The organism is Campylobacter sp. TJR-1 (genome assembly GCF_032840035.1).
Classification (GTDB): domain Bacteria; phylum Campylobacterota; class Campylobacteria; order Campylobacterales; family Campylobacteraceae; genus Campylobacter; species Campylobacter fetus.
Genome location: NZ_JAWIZX010000005.1, coordinates 151,545 through 165,141, shown reverse-complemented (window position 1 = coordinate 165,141; position 13,597 = coordinate 151,545). Strand labels below are relative to the sequence as shown.

At 35.9% G+C, this 13,597-nt stretch carries 19 protein-coding genes; 8 read left to right on the top strand and 11 right to left on the bottom strand.

The window, feature by feature from the left end; genetic code table 11:
* Nucleotide 1 precedes the first annotated feature (1 nt).
* The 6 genes from RVY88_RS07000 to RVY88_RS06975 form a co-directional block, all read right to left on the bottom strand.
* The gene (locus tag RVY88_RS07000) at nucleotides 2–571 is read right to left on the bottom strand and encodes a ComF family protein (RefSeq protein WP_011732219.1); all 570 of its coding nucleotides are present in this window, start codon (nucleotides 569–571) and stop codon (nucleotides 2–4) included.
* Nucleotides 571–1,119: a YajG family lipoprotein gene (locus tag RVY88_RS06995; protein WP_162167519.1), complete on the bottom strand. Its 549-nt coding sequence runs from the start codon at nucleotides 1,117–1,119 to the stop codon at nucleotides 571–573. The genes RVY88_RS07000 and RVY88_RS06995 overlap by 1 nt, the downstream gene beginning before the upstream one ends.
* A 9-nt stretch (nucleotides 1,120–1,128) precedes the next feature.
* Complete coding sequence (locus tag RVY88_RS06990; RefSeq protein WP_002850443.1) at nucleotides 1,129–1,800, bottom strand: hypothetical protein; 672 nt, start codon at nucleotides 1,798–1,800, stop codon at nucleotides 1,129–1,131.
* On the bottom strand, nucleotides 1,797–2,012 hold the full coding sequence (locus RVY88_RS06985) for a tautomerase family protein (protein WP_002850445.1): 216 nt from the start codon (nucleotides 2,010–2,012) through the stop codon (nucleotides 1,797–1,799). Before RVY88_RS06985 ends, RVY88_RS06990 begins: the two co-directional genes overlap by 4 nt.
* Nucleotides 2,013–2,042: 30 nt before the next feature.
* Entirely contained in the window at nucleotides 2,043–3,833 is a 1,791-nt protein-coding gene (gene lepA, locus RVY88_RS06980) for a translation elongation factor 4 (protein WP_011732221.1), read from the bottom strand.
* 211 nt (nucleotides 3,834–4,044) lie between these two features.
* Entirely contained in the window at nucleotides 4,045–4,974 is a 930-nt protein-coding gene (locus RVY88_RS06975; protein WP_002850454.1) for a ribose-phosphate pyrophosphokinase, read from the bottom strand.
* A 111-nt stretch (nucleotides 4,975–5,085) separates the two neighbouring features.
* Here RVY88_RS06975 and RVY88_RS06970 point away from each other — a divergent pair, with 111 nt between their 5' ends.
* Nucleotides 5,086–6,018: an aspartate carbamoyltransferase catalytic subunit gene (locus RVY88_RS06970; RefSeq protein ID WP_002850456.1), complete on the top strand. Its 933-nt coding sequence runs from the start codon at nucleotides 5,086–5,088 to the stop codon at nucleotides 6,016–6,018.
* Between the two features lie 3 nt (nucleotides 6,019–6,021).
* A complete protein-coding gene (locus RVY88_RS06965; protein WP_057040884.1) occupies nucleotides 6,022–7,302 on the top strand; it encodes a dihydroorotase in 1,281 nt (426 codons plus the stop codon).
* 114 nt (nucleotides 7,303–7,416) lie between these two features.
* On the opposite strand, the gene RVY88_RS06960 is transcribed toward RVY88_RS06965, so the two are convergent.
* The gene (locus tag RVY88_RS06960) at nucleotides 7,417–7,917 is read right to left on the bottom strand and encodes a type II secretion system protein (RefSeq protein WP_162167640.1); all 501 of its coding nucleotides are present in this window, start codon (nucleotides 7,915–7,917) and stop codon (nucleotides 7,417–7,419) included.
* 385 nt (nucleotides 7,918–8,302) lie between these two features.
* Here RVY88_RS06960 and RVY88_RS09235 point away from each other — a divergent pair, with 385 nt between their 5' ends.
* The 5 genes from RVY88_RS09235 to RVY88_RS06940 all read left to right on the top strand — a co-directional run bounded on the left by RVY88_RS09235 (nucleotide 8,303) and on the right by RVY88_RS06940 (nucleotide 10,061).
* The gene (locus RVY88_RS09235; protein WP_410494536.1) at nucleotides 8,303–8,488 is read left to right on the top strand and encodes a type II secretion system protein; all 186 of its coding nucleotides are present in this window, start codon (nucleotides 8,303–8,305) and stop codon (nucleotides 8,486–8,488) included.
* Nucleotides 8,433–8,828: a hypothetical protein gene (locus RVY88_RS06955; protein ID WP_317051286.1), complete on the top strand. Its 396-nt coding sequence runs from the start codon at nucleotides 8,433–8,435 to the stop codon at nucleotides 8,826–8,828. The genes RVY88_RS09235 and RVY88_RS06955 overlap by 56 nt, the downstream gene beginning before the upstream one ends.
* A 195-nt stretch (nucleotides 8,829–9,023) precedes the next feature.
* Entirely contained in the window at nucleotides 9,024–9,500 is a 477-nt protein-coding gene (locus RVY88_RS06950) for a hypothetical protein (protein WP_042960327.1), read from the top strand.
* A gap of 22 nt (nucleotides 9,501–9,522) precedes the next feature.
* The gene (locus RVY88_RS06945) at nucleotides 9,523–9,753 is read left to right on the top strand and encodes a prepilin-type N-terminal cleavage/methylation domain-containing protein (protein ID WP_024305288.1); all 231 of its coding nucleotides are present in this window, start codon (nucleotides 9,523–9,525) and stop codon (nucleotides 9,751–9,753) included.
* Nucleotides 9,729–10,061 (top strand): hypothetical protein, encoded by a 333-nt coding sequence (locus RVY88_RS06940; protein WP_193390782.1) that lies wholly within the window; start codon nucleotides 9,729–9,731, stop codon nucleotides 10,059–10,061. The genes RVY88_RS06945 and RVY88_RS06940 overlap by 25 nt, the downstream gene beginning before the upstream one ends.
* Nucleotides 10,062–10,201: 140 nt before the next feature.
* Here the strand turns inward: RVY88_RS06940 and mnmA are convergent, their stop codons facing one another.
* Complete coding sequence (mnmA, locus tag RVY88_RS06935; protein ID WP_162167319.1) at nucleotides 10,202–11,218, bottom strand: tRNA 2-thiouridine(34) synthase MnmA; 1,017 nt, start codon at nucleotides 11,216–11,218, stop codon at nucleotides 10,202–10,204.
* A gap of 272 nt (nucleotides 11,219–11,490) precedes the next feature.
* Between mnmA and RVY88_RS06930 the strand changes: the two genes are divergently transcribed.
* On the top strand, nucleotides 11,491–12,444 hold the full coding sequence (locus RVY88_RS06930) for a formate dehydrogenase subunit gamma (protein WP_002850470.1): 954 nt from the start codon (nucleotides 11,491–11,493) through the stop codon (nucleotides 12,442–12,444).
* 61 nt (nucleotides 12,445–12,505) lie between these two features.
* Here the strand turns inward: RVY88_RS06930 and RVY88_RS06925 are convergent, their stop codons facing one another.
* The 3 genes from RVY88_RS06925 to RVY88_RS06915 are packed head-to-tail and all read right to left on the bottom strand — an operon-like array spanning nucleotide 12,506 to nucleotide 13,593.
* On the bottom strand, nucleotides 12,506–12,751 hold the full coding sequence (locus RVY88_RS06925) for a hypothetical protein (protein WP_317051285.1): 246 nt from the start codon (nucleotides 12,749–12,751) through the stop codon (nucleotides 12,506–12,508).
* A gap of 33 nt (nucleotides 12,752–12,784) precedes the next feature.
* On the bottom strand, nucleotides 12,785–13,009 hold the full coding sequence (locus tag RVY88_RS06920) for a hypothetical protein (RefSeq protein ID WP_025370387.1): 225 nt from the start codon (nucleotides 13,007–13,009) through the stop codon (nucleotides 12,785–12,787).
* Between the two features lie 56 nt (nucleotides 13,010–13,065).
* Entirely contained in the window at nucleotides 13,066–13,593 is a 528-nt protein-coding gene (locus tag RVY88_RS06915; RefSeq protein WP_065844158.1) for a TIGR00730 family Rossman fold protein, read from the bottom strand.
* Between the last annotated feature and the right edge of the window lie 4 nt (nucleotides 13,594–13,597).

The window sequence follows — 13,597 nt, the reverse complement described above, 5'->3', positions numbered from 1 at the left end:
TTTATTCTCTAGCGTCAGCCAAAACTAATCCGAAAAGCGGCAATTTACCACAACTAAGAAGTAAATTTTTAGCTTCTTTCATACTAGATCCGGTCGTTATGATGTCGTCTACTAAAATTACTGGATTGTTAACTTCTTTTAAAAGTTTGAAATTTCGCGGATTGTTTTTTCTAAACTCAAGAGTTTTTCCCGAATATTTTACTTTGTTTGTAGCTCTTAATGCACCATATATCGGCTTTAAAAATTCCCTTTTCATAGCGTGAGCAAGAACTGCGGTGTGAGAGTATCCGCTACTGATTTGATCGTCTATTGAAACGACATTTACATTACTATCAAATTTAAAAGTATCTGCGAATTTAGAAAAACTAAGCTTTGCTAACTCGCGAAATACAAAATGCCCGTGCATGCGGTGTTTAGAGTGGATAAGAGACTTTATATCGTCATATTTGTAAAAACTATACACTTTAAATCCGTCAATATCTCTACATCCACTCTCAAATTCACTTAAAACTCTCTTGCAGTTTTTACATATAAATTTAAACGTAAATGAGCCGCATTTGAGACATCGCATTAATTTGCCAAGATAGCTTTAGCCGTTCTAGCTATCATATCGTCTAAAAGAGTTTTAATAAACGGTTCAAAAGCACCGCCAGTTGCTATAGGAACAAATTCGGTCTGAGGTTGAGCTATGCGCTTTGTCGTCGTAACGCCGTCTTTATAAATTTTAATGTAAATTTCACTTGTACCTTGCATATTGTCTTTTGAATATCCGCTTAAATTTGCTTTAAGTTCAGTAATAGTGATATCTACGACTTTTGCATCATCACCGCCAAATACGGCTCCGTTTTTCTTAAGCTCTTTTATCAAAGCATCGCTAAACCAATTAGTTAGATTATTTCCTAGTGTGATATACTCACTTACCGTGCCTTTTTTATCGGTAATAGTAGCCACTACACTCTGATTTTTCCTTTTATCAAGGATACTATTTATAATAATATTTGAATTTGAACGGACATTTACTCCCTTTGCTTCATAAGGAGATAGTGTTAAAACTGAATTTGTGTTGGAACAACCGACAAATAAAATCAAACAACTAAAAATAAAAGCCCATTTTATCATATTATATCCTTAAAATTTACTAATCTGCTCAGCTGCTTTATTTACGGCTTGTTTTACAAGCAAATCCATATATAAACCAAAATCACTCACATCATTTGCATTTAAGCCGCTTACGCTCTGCCTTGTATTTATCTGTATGCGTTTGTCGTAATTTATATTTTTGATGCGCAAAATACCTTGAAGTCTTGAGTTTAGCTGACTAGCGCCTGGACTATAAACACCTTTAAAATCGGTAAAACCAAAATCCACCCTAAGAGTATATGGCGAAGTTTCCGTATCTACTACTAAAATTCCTCTATTTGTAAGCTCCTCTTTCATAGCTAGATAAAACAACGTATCGAGTCTTTTATTTAAACTATACGCTTTTCCGTTTGCTTTAATGACCTTACTATTTTCTCTTAAATCTGAAATATTATGCAAGTACACTTTTTTAAGGCCGGCTCCGGCATCGATCTTACGCAAATTTGTGCAGCAATTTATCGCTACGTCGCTTCTATAAGTATATCCGTTGATTGTTGTTTCATAGTTTGTATCTGCGCACGGCTCACAATTAAGAGTTATCTTCATAATAGTCTCATACGACTTCGCCGCACTCGTATCTGTATACGGATCCAAAACGGCTTTGTTAGAACAACCTATAAAAAATAGCGCGGCAAATAGCGCAAACAAAAATCCTTTCATCTCTTTTCCTCTCTCTTTCTTTTTATTTTTATACTTTCACCGCCAAGACCGTAATTTTCAGTTTCTATCTCATCGATGATCACGACCGTACTTGCTCTATTTCTACCTAAAACAGTGTGCAATAGCTCGGTCACGCCTTTTATGAGTTCCTCTTTTTGAGCTACTGTCGGCTCACCGTTTTCTTTTGTCACTTTTATATTTACGTATGGCATATTTTTCCTTAAAGCAAATTTCGTTCTATTTTAATCTATTTTTAAAACACTTAAAAACGCCTCTTGCGGAAGCGTTACCTTACCTATGGCTTTCATACGTTTTTTACCCTCTTTTTGTTTTTCAAGCAGTTTTCTTTTACGGGTTATATCGCCGCCGTAACACTTTGCCGTTACGTTCTTACCCATAGATTTTACCGTTTCTCTAGCTATAACCTTATTTCCGATGCTTGCTTGTATAGCAACTTCAAAAAGCTGTCTTGGAACCAACTCTTTCATGGTTTTTACAAAATCCCTGCCCTTGCTCATTGCTTTTTCTTCAGGCACGATGATAGAAAGAGCATCGACTGCTTCACCTGCTACTTTTATATCGAGTTTAACCAAATCTCCAACCCTATAATCACTTGGTTCATAATCAAAACTAGCGTAACCTTTTGTCGCGCTTTTTAATTTATCGTAAAAATCCATAACTATCTCGTTCATCGGTATATCATACTCAAGCAAAACTCTTGTAGTAGTGATATAATCCATCTTAGTTTGAACGGCTCGGCGGTTATTAAGCAGTGTGATAATGTTTCCTAAAAACTCGCTCGGCGTGATGATAGTAGCCTTTACGTAAGGCTCTTTTATGAACTCTATTTTATTTACCGGAGGTAGTTCGCTAGGATTTTGAATTTCTACGCTCACGCCATCAGTCTGCACGACTTCGTAAGTCACGGTCGGAGCAGTAGCTATCAGATCTAATCCAAACTCACGCTCAAGTCTCTCTTTTACGACTTCCATATGGAGCAAACCTAAAAATCCCACGCGAAAACCAAAGCCCAAAGCCGCCGAAGTCTCAGGCTCATAGCTTATAGAACTATCGTTTAACTTAAGCTTGTCTAAAGCGTCTCTTAGATCTTCAAATTTATCCGTATCTATAGGATAAAGTCCGGCAAATACAAACGGTTTTGCTTTCTCAAATCCTCCGATCGCTTCCAAAGCTCTATTTTTAGCTAAGGTTATCGTATCGCCGACGCTTACGTCGCTTACGTTTTTAAGACCTAAAACTATGATACCTACTTCACCGGTTTTTAGTTCGTTTGTTTTTATCGGAGCTATCGGATTTGGATACATCAGATCAAGAACAGTATGTTTTTTATCCGTTCCCATAACATAAACTTCATCGCCTTTTTTTACGGCACCATCGTAAACTCTCACAAGAGCCAAAGCTCCTAAATAATTATCAAACCAGCTATCGTAAATGAGAGATTTAAACGGATTGTTTTCACCCGGTTTTGGCGGTGGGATTTTACGAATTATAGTTTCTATCAGCTCTTTTATGCCGACTCCTGTTTTTGCGCTCACTTCTATAGCTTCACTGCAATCAAGCCCGATGATATGCTCTATCTCGTTTTTGACTCTCTGCGGTTCAGCTGCTGGGAGATCGATTTTATTTATAACCGGAATTATCTCAAGGTTGTTTTCAAGCGCGATATAAACGTTTGCTATAGTCTGAGCTTCGACGCCCTGGCTTGCATCTACAACCAACAAAGCTCCCTCGCAGCTTGCTAAAGAGCGTGAAACTTCATAGCTGAAATCGACGTGTCCTGGAGTATCTATCAAATTTAATATATAAATTTGCCCCTCAAGCTTATAAGTTAGCCTTACGCTTTGAGCTTTTATAGTGATACCGCGCTCTTTTTCTATATCCATAGTATCCATAACTTGAGCGCTCATCACGCGACTATCTACCGCTCCGCATTCACTGATAATGCGATCTGCTAATGTGCTTTTACCGTGGTCGATATGCGCTATAATGCTAAAATTTCGTATGTTATTCATAAAATTCCTGAGTAAATTTTGTAGAGAGATATTATCAAATTTTAGCTGGATTTTTGATTAAATTTAAAAACGCCCTATATAAATAAGCGATATAAAAAACTAAAATATTTTTGATGAAAAATCGATGTTATTGTAGATTTTAGAGCAAAGGCTAGACAAAAAGTCTGCCAAGCGATAAATCAAAACTCATCGATTTATCGCAAAAATTATACTAAGAAAATAAGCTATTGACGCTCTCATCATGATAAACACGCCTTATCACTTCTCCAAAAAGCGGTGCTACGCTGAGCACTTTTATACAGCTTGGATGCTCTTTTAAAGGTATCGTATCGGTTACTACAAGCTCATCTAAAGATCCGTTTACTAATCTCTCATATGCAGGACCAGATAAAACCGGATGAGTGCAAAAAGCCATAACGCTAGTAGCGCCTTTTTTCTTAAATATCTCTGCGGCTTTTACGATAGTTCCTGCGGTATCTATCATATCATCTATCAAAATGACATCTTTACCGCTCACATCGCCGATAACGTTCATAACTTCGCTTTCATTTGCTTTTTCACGACGTTTATCCACTATAACCATATCCAAATTCATAGTTTTTGCTAAAGCTCTAGCACGCGCTACACCGCCGACATCCGGACTTGCGACTATAGGGTTTTTTAAATTTTTACTCTTAACATAGTCCATAAACACTATCGTGCCATATAAATTATCAACCGGAATATCAAAAAATCCTTGAATTTGTCCTGCATGAAGATCCATAGTTACGACTCTGTCGATTCCTGCGGTTTGCATCATATTTGCCACAAGTTTTGCCGTTATCGGAACTCTCGGAGCTGCTTTTCTATCTTGCCTTGCATATCCAAAATACGGCACAACGGCAGTTATCGAACTTGCACTACTTCTTTTTAAAGCATCAGTTAATATAAGAAGCTCCATCAAATTTATATTTGCCGGAGCACAAGTCGGCTGGATAACAAATACGTCTTTACCGCGCACGCTTTCGCCGATTTGTACGCTTATTTCACCGTCGCTAAAACGCTTTATACTAGCTTCGCTTAGAGGAATTCCTAAGTATTTAGCCACCATTTTGGAAAACTCGACATTTGCCGTACCAGAAAAAATTTTATAACCTCGCATCACATACCTTCGCAAAAAATTTAGCTACAATTTTAACTTATTGTTGCTTAAATTTAGAAATTAAGCTACTTTTTTGTAAAATTGCAAATTTAAAGCCTCAAGGAGTCTCTAATGTCCTACGTAAAAAAAGATCTGATCTCCACAAAAGACCTATCCAAAGATGATATTTTTTCCATTTTAAGTTTAGCCAAAGATTACAAAGCTCTAAATTTAGAACCTGTAAAAAAAGACCCTATTTTAAAAGGCGTCACGGTCGTAAATGCGTTTTTTGAAAACTCGACTCGCACAAGAACTAGTTTTGAAATAGCGGCAAAAAGATTAGGAGCCGACGCGATAAACTTTAGTTCAAGCACTTCTAGCACGAACAAAGGTGAAACTCTCATCGACACAATACACAACATAGAAGCTATGAAAACAGATATTTTCATAGTTCGCCACTATAGTTCAGGAGCGGCTAAATTTGTAACAAAAAATACTCCATCGTGCGTGGTAAATGCGGGGGATGGCTGCAATGAACATCCGACTCAAGCACTTCTTGATCTTCTTACGATATACGAGGCAAAAGGTAGTTTTTCAGGTCTTAGCGTCACTATAATAGGCGATATATTTCACTCAAGAGTTGCTAGATCAAACATATACGCTATGCAAACCTTAGGTATAAAAGTAAAACTTTTTGGACCTCCTATGTTTATGCAAAACGCTGAAGTTTTCGGCTGTCATATATGCAAAGATATGGACGAAGCGGTTATGGGAAGCGACGCTATCATCATGCTTAGAATTCAGCTCGAAAGGAGTGATGGCGAAGTAGCGTTTCCAAGCATTAGAGAGTACAGTAAGTATTTCGGACTTACTAAAACTCGTATGCAAAAAGCTAAAGACGATGTCATAATTTTACACCCGGGACCTATAAACAGAGGCGTTGAGATAAACTCGGACGTGGCTGACGACGCTAGATTTTCAAGCATACTTGACCAAGTAGAAAACGGCGTAGCTATAAGAATGGCGGTTTTAAAAACCATTTATCAAAATAAATTTAAGGCTTAAACTATGACAACACTTATAAAAAACGGAACTATCATAAATCAAAACGGCACACTAAAAGCAAACATTTTGATAGACGGCGAGATGATCAAATCCATAACCGCAGAAGAGCCAAAAGCCGATCTTGTCATAGACGCCACAAATAAACTAGTAATGCCAGGACTCATCGATATGCACGTACATTTTAGAGATCCGGGACTTGAGTACAAAGACGATATCATAACAGGAAGTATGAGCGCAGTCGCCGGGGGCGTAACCACAGCTTGTCCTATGGCAAATACAAATCCGGTAAATGACAACGCCGTCGTAACCCGCGATATGATAGCAAAAGCTAAAAAACGAGGGCTTATAGACCTACTTCCTATCGGAGCCATCACAAAAGGCATGGAAGGTAAAGGTATAACCGAGATGGGAGATATGAGCGAAGCTGGTTGCGTCGCATTTAGCGATGACGGACTTCCTGTTAGCTCAAGCGATGTTATGAGAGCCGCTCTTCTTTACTCTGCATTTCACAAAAGTTTCATCATAAATCACTCTCAAGACTGCTCGCTTTGTCGCGGCGGTCATATGAATGAAGGAAAAATGTCTATGCTTTTAGGTATAAAAGGTATGCCAAGAGAGCAAGAAGAGATAATGATCTCACGAGATATGCTTTTAGCAAAACTCACAGGCGGTCATATACACGTCGCACACGTAAGTAGCGCATACTCCCTAAAGCTCATAGAACAAGCCAAAAATGAAGGGGTAAATATCACTTGCGAAGTCACACCGCACCATTTTACCTTTAGCGAAGATGAGCTTATAAATTACGATACGAATTTCAAAATGTCTCCGCCGCTTCGTACGAATAACGACGTAGAAGCCATGAGAAACGGGCTTAAAAACGGGCTTATAGACGTTATCTGCACAGACCACGCCCCGCATCACACCGATGAGAAATTTTTGGAATTCGACAAAGCTCCATTTGGAATTTTAGGACTTCAAACGCTTGTTCCGCTTACTTTAAATTTAGTTCGTGAGGGCGTCATAGATTACGAACAAATGGTAAAACTCACGAGCTTCAACCCTGCAAAAATACTAAATTTAAAAAACAAAGGCGAGGTTAAAGAGGGATTTTTAGCTGATATCGCTATCATAGATCCTGATTTAGAGTATATTTATGACGAGAATTTAAACAAATCAAAGTCGAAAAACTCTCCACTGCTTGGCAAAAAGCTAAAAGGCGCTAGCGTAGTGACTATCAAATCAGGCAAAGTCGTATTTGACTTTCCAAACGTCGTAGGATAAGCCTAGATCCGCGTTACAACGCTGTTAGCGAAGCGAAATAATCTAATTTTACAAGATAAACCTTTTTGCTTCGCTATAAATTTCACTTCATACGCCGCAAACAGATTTCTATAGCTATTTATAAATTCCCGAACCACCTATAATTATACCTGTTGTTTTACCTAACTCTATCCAATCCTTAACCGCAGGAACTAATCTAACGGTATTACAATAAGATGTTGCGTCAGCTTTAGCTGCTATAACGATATTTCCGTTAGTATTATTTGGAGTTATAGATATACAAGCAACCCATTTATCAGGTGCATTTCCGGTTCTTCTTAAAACCGCATTTAAAGTACTAGATAAATTAGATAAACCTTTATCTGTTGCAGAATAAGTAGCGCCGGTTATATCTACACCGTCTGTTTTTATTATCGCATCAGCTCCTGTTCCAGTAACTTCTGCCTTTGCCCATTTACCGTTTATAGTATAATAAGCCGCTACTTGAGTTATCACGTCTTTTATCTCCATAGCCGCCTTTGTAGCACTTGCATCGTCTCTAGTTGCTGCTAGTCTAGGTATAGCGATACCTGCTAATATTCCTAATATAACAATAACGAACACTAGTTCAATCATAGTCGATTATCCAAATTTATCAATCTTATCTTTTGGTAGTAATTAAAAAATCTCTCAAAACTTCTCTTTATAATTTTTCCGAAGAGTGCGGGTTAAAATTTAAGAATAAATTCTACCATCTGTTTTAGGAGCGTTCGCAGTGACAAAAAAATTTGTCACTGCGAGGCATAAACATTAGAACTGAAGAACAACCAAATTTGACAATCCAGCAAAACACAAAACTTTGCTTATATAAGTCTGGATTTATTTAATTATCATACAAATGAATATTAAATTTAACTTTTAAACTTTTTTCATCAATTAATCTCTTTTTTTAATTTAACTCATATAAATTTAATATTTGTTTAATTTAAAAAATAATAAACTACCGAAAGTTTTTATATAGATGTATATAAAACATAACAAAAATTTAAAAAAAGGAGCGACCTATGAAAAAGGTTTCACTATGATTGAACTAGTGTTCGTTATTGTTATATTAGGAATATTAGGACGATGCAAGTGCTACAAAGGCGGCTATGGAGATAAAAGACGTGATAACTCAAGTAGCGGCTTATTATACTATAAACGGTAAATGGGCAAAGGCAGAAGTTACTGGAACAGGAGCTGATGCGATAATAAAAACAGACGGTGTAGATATAACCGGCGCTACTTATTCTGCAACAGATAAAGGTTTATCTAATTTATCTAGTACTTTAAATGCGGTTTTAAGAAGAACCGGAAATGCACCTGATAAATGGGTTGCTTGTATATCTATAACTCCAAATAATACTAACGGAAATATCGTTATAGCAGCTAAAGCTGACGCAACATCTTATTGTAATACCGTTAGATTAGTTCCTGCGGTTAAGGATTGGATAGAGTTAGGTAAAACAACAGGTATAATTATAGGTGGTTCGGGAATTTATAAATAGCTATAGAAATCTGTTTGCGGCGTATGAATGCCGAAATAAATTTGTAAAGCAGAATGCGGTAATTTACATTACCGCAAATTTTTACTAAACCAAAAATGTAATAAATTCTCACTAATGCTAAAATACAAATTCAAAAACAGATAAATATAAAAATATCTAAAAATAGATTGTTCCAAATGCAAAAAAAGGCAAGTTATGACAAGGATAATTGAAATATTTATTCTGATTGCAGCGGTGATAATATTTGTTTTCGTTTTTTTACCGCGAGTCACCGGCGAAAATAACCGAGCCGCTATAACCAAAACGGTATTTGAGATAAAACAAGTGTTAAATGAGATAACTATGTACTACATAAGAAACGGTTCATTTCCTAACACAAAAGATGCTAATCAAACAAATCTCGTATTAAAAAATATCTCTACTACATATGCTCAAGTCTCGCAAAGAAGTAGCGAAAGATGGGACAAATGCATATATATCAAACCTCTAAACTCACAAAACGACAAACCTGCTAGGATATATATCGCTAAAACAGATACGCAAAATGAATTTTGTCAAAACGTACAAAACTCACAAATGTTGCAAGAATGGCTAAAACTAAGCGACGACGATAATAAAACAGACGGCACATACAAAAACGAAATACCGCTCATAGACGGCAAAGTATTTTAAACAAACAAAATAAGGAAAATACATGAAAAAAGCTTTTACGATTATAGAAATTGTGATGGTGATGATCATCTTAGGCGTTTTAGCGTCTTTGGCGATACCTAAACTAGTAGCTACAAAAGTCGATGCCAAGGTCGCCAAAGCAGTAATAAATATGAAAATGCACATAAACAAAGTATCTGCTTACTATACTATAAACGGTAAATTCGCAACCTCAAACTCTGGGGGGGGGTGCAAGACGATAGCGCTGCTATAAACTTTTGGAATATGGTTAGAAAATGGGAAGGCGATAAAACACAAATAGGAGATGATGAAGCAATAGTAGGAAAAGATGATTATAAATACAATAAAGAATTTTGGAGTAACGAAGAGTACATTTGGGGTCAATGTCTCATACCAAATGCAGATAACAGCAACGGCTTGATAAGATTCAAACAACAACCGCTATCAAATATATACAATCAATACGTATCATTTTGCACAGCTTTCTTTGCACATCCAACGATAAAAGAATGGATACAAAACGGTGTTACAGTCGGCAACTCAAGAGTATTTAGAAAATAAATTTATAAAAGACGAAATCATCTTTTTACTCATTTAAGATTGTTTGATTAGTTATAAATATATCGATTTATAATCAAACATTAAATTAAATAAACGCTCTTTATACTAAGGGCGTTTATTATAAAATTATTAGATGCGGATTATCTTATAAATCCGCTGGCTAATACTCTATCAAATTCATCGTAAAATACGGCTAATTGACCGCTTGCGACTCCGCCTGCGTTATCTTTTAACTTTACTGTTGCTCCATCATCAAGCTTACTTACTAAACAAGGTATAGGAGTGCTTCTGTAACGTATCTTTACAAAGCATTCAAGTTCGTTTTTGTCCGTGAAGTTGTTAAAATTCGTAGTTGTGAATGAAAAACTTGAAAGCTCATCTTTAAGACCTACTACGATCTCGTTTTTAGCCGCGTCTATCTTTAAAACATAGTGAGGCGAGTGAGCTCCGTCTACACTAAATCCTTTCCTTTTTCCTATAGTATAACGCATATATCCATCATGCTTGCCTACTACTTTTCCGCTTACGTCTCTTACTACTCCTGGCATTAGAGTATTGAAATGTTTGTTTAAAATATCTATATAAGTAGTTTCCACAAAACATATCTCGCTACTCTCTTTTTGGCTCGCAAGCTCGGCAATTTGTGGCATTTGCGCAGCTGCGGCCTTTATATCTACTTTAAATTTATCTCCAAGAGGAAATATGATATAAGGTAGGATTTTAGGAGAGATATTTGCCAAAAAGTAGCTTTGATCTTTGCTAAGATCGCTAGCAACTTTTATGAGACCGTCTTCTATGCGCGCATAATGCCCCGTTGCCATTTTATCGCAACCTAAAGTCTGAGCGAATTTCCATAATGCTCCGAATTTGATATTTTTATTACAATGTGCGCAGGGATTTGGCGTAAGACCCTCTTTATAAGCATTCACAAAAGGCTCATAAACTTTAGCATTGAACTCTTCTTCTAAGTCTAAAATATGAGTTTCTATGCCTAAAAACTCACCTACTTTCTTAACTTTTCTTATATTTTCTTCATGGTAACCGGGTTTTGAGTGCAACTTCATATAGCAACCTACTACACTATATCCCGCTTCTAGTAGATATTTTGCACTCATTGAGCTATCTACTCCTCCACTTAATGCGACTAGAACTTTCAAATTTATTCCTTAATCTATTCTATTTTTGGGCTATATTATACATATCTTTATTTAATAAAATTTATAGTAAATAAAAATTCGATAAACTAAATTTAAAAATATACTAAAATAGTTATTTATAAAATTCAAGGCGAAAGTAGCAAAAGCGGCATTTTTGCCATTATTAAAATATATTTTGATAAAATTATTAATTTCTAAAACTAAACATAACAGCAAGTGAATTATAAGTAAATTTAATGTAGAATAAATCAAAATTTGATCAAGGATTTTTGATGAGAAAATTTCTTTTATTATTTGCCTGTTCTTTGCCGCTGATGAGTAAAGATATAATAAATCAGCTAGAAGGAACAAACCAGCAAATGAGCGCTATCTGGGGAGATGATCGCATAGCAAATATCACTAGATACGATAGCGGATTTGGATCATTATGGACATATTTGCAAGGTAACGAGTACTTCTCTTATGGCGTGGCAATAGCAATGCTATCTGTGATTTTTGCATTTTTAGCTCATTATATGGTAGTAGGTCCAAAACATTTTGACCATCACGGCGGAAAAATATACGCTTTTTCAAAATACGTACGCGTAATCCATCTTATAGCAGCATTATCTTGGATAGTTTTAGTACCGACAGGAATTATAATGATGTGGGGAGATAGTTTTGGCGGAGGATTTTTCGTAAGATTGGTAAAAAATTTACACGGTCTAGCTACTATTTTATTTGCTATTAGCATTGTTCCTATGCTTTTAATGTGGGGTAAAAGAATGCTTCCGTCTATTTATGATATAAAATGGATGATGATAGTCGGCGGATATCTTTCAAAAGAAAAACATCCCGTTCCTGCAGGAAAGTTTAACGCAGGACAAAAATCATGGTTTTGGGTAGCAGTGGGTGGCGGTTTTGTTATGATATTAACCGGTGCGGCTATGTACTTTTTGGATTTCAATACCCCGATTTTAACCAGCACATTTGGACTAACTCAGATAGAAATTTTAAGACTAAGCGCTATAATTCATAATGTTCTTGGCATAGTATGTGCCGTGTTTTTACTAGTTCATATCTATATGGCTGCATTTGCTATAAAAGGCGCTATACACTCGATCATAACAGGATATAAAGAGGAAGAAGAGGTTTATATATTGCACCATTACTGGTATCAAGAACTTGTAAACAAGGGTCTCATAAAGCCATCTAAATTTGAAGCATATCATTCAAATTTGAAATAATTTCTCAAAGATAAATTTATTAAGCTAGTTATGAGCTAGCTTAAGATGATTTTAAGTTGTATTAATTCAAATATATATTATTACTATCGGTCATAATATGAAGTTTTTGCCCGGATATCTCTGAACCTTCAAACTCTCCAGACCAGTAATTTATGATGAGCCTTGAAGACTTCATTAAATTTTGAATTATCTCAAATAAGCTTATATAGTATCCTTCATCGTTATCTTGACTTGTCGGCTCTATACTCCGAACTATACTTTGCAAGTATCTTGAAATGAGTAGAATCAAAAGGAAGCATAACTTCAAAGTTAAAACTCTGTTCTATGCAACCTTGAATTTTTACTCTGACTTTTTGAGTATATACGGGTACAAACACAAGCTCACAGTTCTCAACGTAATTGCCCGAAGTATCTGAATTTTTTTATTACAGTCGTATATCGCTTTTTGAGCTACAAAACCACTCTCATCGTCTCTTATAACTTCTATATCAATTTTTGCATCAGTAAAAAATAGCTCTCTAAAAGCGATATTATCACTACCTAAAAATCTAAATAGCATATTCATAACATTTCCTTAAAATATTGGTATAAATATACCAAAATCATATAAATAAAGAGTAATTAATCTTTCAAATACCTGATTATCTCATCAAAATCATCTATAACAGCATAAACAGAGTGATCATCGGTAATTAGTTTTTCAGCTGCGAGAGTATTATCAAAAAAGTCTAAAAGAGGCTGCCAAAACTCTTTACAACAAAACACTATTTTATGTTTTCTAAGTCCTGTTTGAGCCAAAGTAATAACTTCAAAAATCTCATCAAGCGTTCCAAATCCACCCGGCATCAAAATAAATGCGGAACTTTTTTCTATAAGCATATCTTTTCTTTTTGATAAATTATCAATGGTTTTCGACTCCGTGCAGTACGGATTGAGTTTTTGCTCAAAAGGTAGTATAATATTTATACCTACGCTCACGCCGCCGCTTAAAAAAGCTCCTTTATTTGCGGCTTCCATGATACCTCCGCCGCCGCCTGTTACTACACCGTATCCCGCTTGTGATAATTTTTTGCCTAGCTCAAACGCTATTTTATAAAATTTACTACCGCTATCAAGTCTAGCCGACCCAAAAATAGTTACAAATTCCAAAATA

Excerpts from the sequence above, each read along its gene's own strand:
- RVY88_RS06955 (WP_317051286.1), top strand. The coding sequence starts at position 8,433 with ATGGAGATAAAAGACGTGATAACTCAAGTAGCGGCTTATTATACTATA.
- RVY88_RS06950 (WP_042960327.1), top strand. The coding sequence starts at position 9,024 with ATGACAAGGATAATTGAAATATTTATTCTGATTGCAGCGGTGATAATA.
- lepA (WP_011732221.1), bottom strand. The coding sequence starts at position 3,833 with ATGAATAACATACGAAATTTTAGCATTATAGCGCATATCGACCACGGT.
- RVY88_RS06995 (WP_162167519.1), bottom strand. The coding sequence starts at position 1,119 with ATGATAAAATGGGCTTTTATTTTTAGTTGTTTGATTTTATTTGTCGGT.
- RVY88_RS06965 (WP_057040884.1), top strand. The coding sequence starts at position 6,022 with ATGACAACACTTATAAAAAACGGAACTATCATAAATCAAAACGGCACA.
- RVY88_RS06930 (WP_002850470.1), top strand. The coding sequence starts at position 11,491 with ATGAGAAAATTTCTTTTATTATTTGCCTGTTCTTTGCCGCTGATGAGT.
- RVY88_RS06920 (WP_025370387.1), bottom strand. The coding sequence starts at position 13,009 with ATGAATATGCTATTTAGATTTTTAGGTAGTGATAATATCGCTTTTAGA.
- RVY88_RS07000 (WP_011732219.1), bottom strand. The coding sequence starts at position 571 with ATGCGATGTCTCAAATGCGGCTCATTTACGTTTAAATTTATATGTAAA.
- RVY88_RS06945 (WP_024305288.1), top strand. The coding sequence starts at position 9,523 with ATGAAAAAAGCTTTTACGATTATAGAAATTGTGATGGTGATGATCATC.
- RVY88_RS09235 (WP_410494536.1), top strand. The coding sequence starts at position 8,303 with ATGTATATAAAACATAACAAAAATTTAAAAAAAGGAGCGACCTATGAA.
- RVY88_RS06960 (WP_162167640.1), bottom strand. The coding sequence starts at position 7,917 with ATGATTGAACTAGTGTTCGTTATTGTTATATTAGGAATATTAGCAGGT.
- RVY88_RS06990 (WP_002850443.1), bottom strand. The coding sequence starts at position 1,800 with ATGAAAGGATTTTTGTTTGCGCTATTTGCCGCGCTATTTTTTATAGGT.
- RVY88_RS06975 (WP_002850454.1), bottom strand. The coding sequence starts at position 4,974 with ATGCGAGGTTATAAAATTTTTTCTGGTACGGCAAATGTCGAGTTTTCC.
- RVY88_RS06985 (WP_002850445.1), bottom strand. The coding sequence starts at position 2,012 with ATGCCATACGTAAATATAAAAGTGACAAAAGAAAACGGTGAGCCGACA.
- RVY88_RS06970 (WP_002850456.1), top strand. The coding sequence starts at position 5,086 with ATGTCCTACGTAAAAAAAGATCTGATCTCCACAAAAGACCTATCCAAA.